General features: G+C 71.2%; 4 protein-coding genes. All 4 read right to left on the bottom strand.

The annotated features are described in order from the left end of the window. Positions 1-210: 210 nt before the first annotated feature. The gene (locus ACQKIP_RS41760; RefSeq protein ID WP_365862038.1) at positions 211-963 is read right to left on the bottom strand and encodes an MBL fold metallo-hydrolase; all 753 of its coding nucleotides are present in this window, start codon (positions 961-963) and stop codon (positions 211-213) included. A 331-nt stretch (positions 964-1,294) separates the two neighbouring features. After that, positions 1,295-2,551, bottom strand: coding sequence for an ABC transporter permease (locus ACQKIP_RS41755; protein WP_365862040.1), 1,257 nt, complete (start codon positions 2,549-2,551; stop codon positions 1,295-1,297). Then, positions 2,548-3,273, bottom strand: coding sequence for an ABC transporter ATP-binding protein (locus tag ACQKIP_RS41750; RefSeq protein WP_365862042.1), 726 nt, complete (start codon positions 3,271-3,273; stop codon positions 2,548-2,550). The genes ACQKIP_RS41755 and ACQKIP_RS41750 overlap by 4 nt, the downstream gene beginning before the upstream one ends. Continuing rightward, the coding region (locus ACQKIP_RS41745; RefSeq protein WP_427745396.1) for a peptidoglycan-binding protein at positions 3,270-4,035 on the bottom strand (766 nt) is incomplete at its 5' end. The genes ACQKIP_RS41745 and ACQKIP_RS41750, both read right to left, overlap by 4 nt.

The raw sequence follows: 4,035 nt of genomic DNA, 5'->3' as shown, positions 1-4,035 counted from the left end.
GCCTCACCGTCTGCGAACGTGTCCCGGCCATCCGGCTTGCGACATGAGCAACCGGAGCACTCCCGCAACCCGGTGGCCCTTCCCGCCCGGCGAGACGGCTCAGCCGGGACGGACGCCGGACGCCGGGAGGAGCGCAGGCCCGTGCAGCACTGCCTGCACCGCCCGCGGGACACGGCCGGGCACCTGCGCAGCCTGCGGGGTGTGGAGCCCTCAGCGGCCGGCCAGGTCCACAGCAAGACCGCCGGAGGCGACCGCTACCGGCCCGTCGTAGGTTTGTGCGGCCGCGGCGAGCGCGGCCTGCGGGTCCGTGCCGGGCCACAGATGCGTCAGCAGCAGCCGGCCCGCCCCGGCACGAGCCGCATACCTTCCCGCGCCCTGCGCGGTCAGCAGATAAGGGGCATCTCCGGGATCGGGAACGGTATGCAGGTAGGTCGCCTCCGACAGGAACAGGTCGGCGCCGTCAGCCAGCCGGCTGATGTCGGGGCTGGGCCCGGTATCGCCGGTATAGGCCACAGAGACACCGCCCGCGCTCAGACGCAGACCCGCATTGGGCACGAAATGCGGCAGATCCCAGGTCTGGACAGCGAACGGGCCCAGGCCGAACCTCTCCCCCGGCCGGAACGGGCGCACCGTATAGGAGGAGGCCAGCATGCCGGGCTTGTCCAGTGCCAGCACGGCATCCAGCGCACCGTGCGGTGCATGCAGCGCCAGCGGCGGCAGACGAGTGCCGCCCAGCGCCCGCGCACGCAGCAGCGGGTTCAGGTCCGCACAGTGATCGGGGTGACCGTGGCTGACCAGGACGGCATCGACGCACCCAGGCGTCATGAGCTCCAGCAGACGCGGGAATGTCGCATAGCCGGGATCGACCAGAAGCCGGAAACCATCATGCTCGACGACATAACCGCTGCACGCCTGCTCCGCAGTAGGCCAGGCACCGCAACCCCCCAGAACCGTAAGCCGCATGACGACAACCCTATCCAACTGCTCCTGCCAGCACCGGATTTGATGGCCCCGCGGCCGGGCACCGAAATCACCAGTCCGACAGCGTGCGCGGGCGGGGGTCATCGGCTTCCCCTTCCGGTGCGGCTCTCGTGCGTCCGCGCAGGCGGGGCTAGCGGTATGCCGGATCCGTGAGCCGAAAGCTGCGGTCGGTCGCCCGCCGTTGCATCTGTGCGCCCTCACAAGACCAGGGCATGGCCGGGGTTGTGCGTCGCCGCTGACGGTGCGGTGCCCCTGCTGGGCCGGGGGGGGTGTCAGCAGGGGCACCGCGGCCCGGGGTGGAACGGCGGTGGGGCTACGAGGTGGCCAGCGCTTCGGTGGGAGGCAGCCGGGCGGCGCGTACGGCCGGATAGAAGCCGGCCAGGCCGCCGATCACGAGGGTGGCGCCGACGCCGCCGACCATGGCCCAGACCGGCACCACCGTGGTCATGTCCTGGTAGGTCGCGTAGCCGATGGTGACGCCGATGCCGAGCAGGACGCCGCCGATGCCGCCCAGAGCGGACAGCAGCAGCGCCTCGGCCAGGAACTGGGTGCGTATCTGGCCGCGGGTCGCGCCGAGCGAGCGGCGCAGGCCGATCTCGGAGCGGCGCTCGAGGACGGAGATGACCATGGTGTTGGCCACGCCCACGCCGCCGACGAGCAACGCCACGCCGCCGAGCCCCAGGAGCAGTCCGCTGAGGGTGTCGTCCGTGGCCTCCTTCGCCGCCAGGACGTCGGAGGGGCGCGAGACGTCGACCTCGTTGGGCACCTCCGGGTTGGCGGTGGCGCCGAGCTTCGCCTGGACGTCCTTGACCGCGTCCTCCTCGGCACGGACGTAGACGGTGGTCGGGTAGCCGTCGAAGCCGAGTTCCTGCTTGGCCACGCCCCAGCCGATCATCGCGTTGTTGTCCAGGTCGGGCAGCAGCTCGTTGGGCGCCATCAGTCCCACGACGGTGAACCAGCGGTCGCCGAGCCAGACCCGTACCTCCGGTCCGGCGTGGTGGATGTTCAGCTGGTAGGCGGCGTTGGCGCCGAGCACGACGGCCGGATACTTGCTGTTGGCCGCGTTGAGCCAGCGGCCGTCGGTGAGTTCGGCGCCGATGGACTGCAGCAGGTCGGTACGGGCGGCGGTGACGCGCAGGCCGCCGGATTCCTCCTTGGGCATCAGGTCGTTGCGGTAGACCTTCGCACTGGTCTTGCCCAGGGCGGAGACCGAGGTGACGTCCGGGATGTTGCCGATCATCGAGAGGGAGCGCTCGGGCAGGTGCGCGGTGCCGCCGCCGAAGGACTCGCCGGGGGACACCGTCAGGAGGTTGGTGCCCAGTGCGGCGAGGCGCTGGTTGAGGTCGTTGGTGGAGGACGAGGAGATGCCCACCACGCCGATCATGGCGGCGATGCCGATGGCGATGCCAAGGGCGGACAGGAACACCCGCATCGGCCGCGCGCGCAGCCCCGAGCCGCCGACCCGGACTACATCGGCCGGGCCCATCCGGGCGGCCTTGGGGCGCGGGGGCGCGAGCAGGTTGCGCCGGGGGGCGGCCCCGTTCTCCCGGGGCGGGGATGTCAGGCTCATCGGGCGCTCCCTGTGGCTGTCAGCTCGCCGGCCGCCGCGCCGCCGGCCGAGTCGTGCTCGATCCGGCCGTCCTTGAGCCGGACCTCGCGCGGCAGCAATGCGGCGATGTCGCGGTCGTGGGTGATGACCACGACCGTCGTGCCGGCCTCCTGCAACTCGTGCAGGAGCTCCATCACCACCGCGCCGGAGCGGGAGTCCAGCGCGCCGGTCGGCTCGTCGGCGAGCAGCAGTGGCGGGTCGCCGAGCACCGCGCGTGCGATGGCCACGCGCTGCTTCTCGCCGCCGGAAAGCTGGTGCGGCTCGTGGTAGAGCCGCCGGCCGAGGCCGACCCGGCGCAGTGCCCGCTCGGCCAGTTCGCGTCGCTCGGCGCGGGGCCGGCCGCTGTAGAGCAGCCCGTCCGCGACGCTGTCCAGCGCCGGTATGCCCTGGGCCAGGTGGAACTGCTGGAAGACGAAGCCGATGGTGGAGGCCCGCAGCGCGGACAGGTCGCGGTCGCGCAGCTCGTCGATGTCGTGGCCGCCGATACGGACCTTGCCCTGCGTGGGGCGGTCCAGGGTGCCCATGATGTTGAGCAGCGTGGACTTGCCGGAGCCGGAGGGGCCGACCACCGCGAGGAGTTCGCCGTGGTGGATCACCAGGTCGGCGGAGCGCAGCGCGGCGAGGTCGCCGTAGGACTTGGAGACCCCGGCCAGGTCGACCACCGGGTGGGACAGTGCGGTCACTTGGGGACTCCTACGACGGTGCCCTCGGAGATGCCGGTGCCGGAGACCTCGACCATGCTGTCGGCGAACATGCCGAGCTTGACCGGGACGTACTCGACACCGTTGGGCGCGGAGGACTTCAGGACCTCCAGTGCGTAACCGCCGCCGTCCTTGGCCACCAGGGCGCTGACCGGGACCGCTAGCACATCCTTGCGGCTCTCCGACTTCAGGGTGACGTCGACCGAAGCGGCCTGATAGTTGCCAAGACCCTTTTGGTCCTTCACCTTCAGCTCGACGGGCAGGGTCGATGCCTTGTCGCTGTCACCGGAGCCGGAGTCACCGGAGCCGGAGCCGGAGTCGCCGGATCCCGGGTCGGCGGCGTTGGAGGGCGAGCCGACCTCGGTGACCGTCGCCTCGACGCTTGTCCCGTCGGGGAGTTTGACCTGCGCCTTCGTGCCGTTCTTGACGAGGTCCTCGTACTGGGCGTCGAGGTCCACGGTGACGACCCGCTCGGTCGCGGTCCAGGACAGTACGGTGCCGCTGGGCGCGGCGCCGACCTGGGCCTTCACCTCGGAGACCTTCCTGGCCCCGGGGGCCACTACCGCGTCGCCCGGCTTGACGGTGCCGGTCTGCTCGCGGTTGAGGTCGTCCTGCCACTCCTGCACGGCGGCAGCGGTGTCGTCGTTGTAGGTGGAGTCGGCGATGAAGCCGTCGTAGCCGAGGGCCTTCAGATTCTGCTCGAGGATCTTGACATCGCTGCCGGACGTGCCGGACTTCAGGGTC

It is taken from the genome of Streptomyces sp. NPDC059900 (assembly GCF_050270335.1).
Classification (GTDB): domain Bacteria; phylum Actinomycetota; class Actinomycetes; order Streptomycetales; family Streptomycetaceae; genus Streptomyces.
The sequence above is the reverse complement of the archived record's forward strand: the minus strand, read 5'-3'. Positions and strand labels throughout refer to the sequence as shown.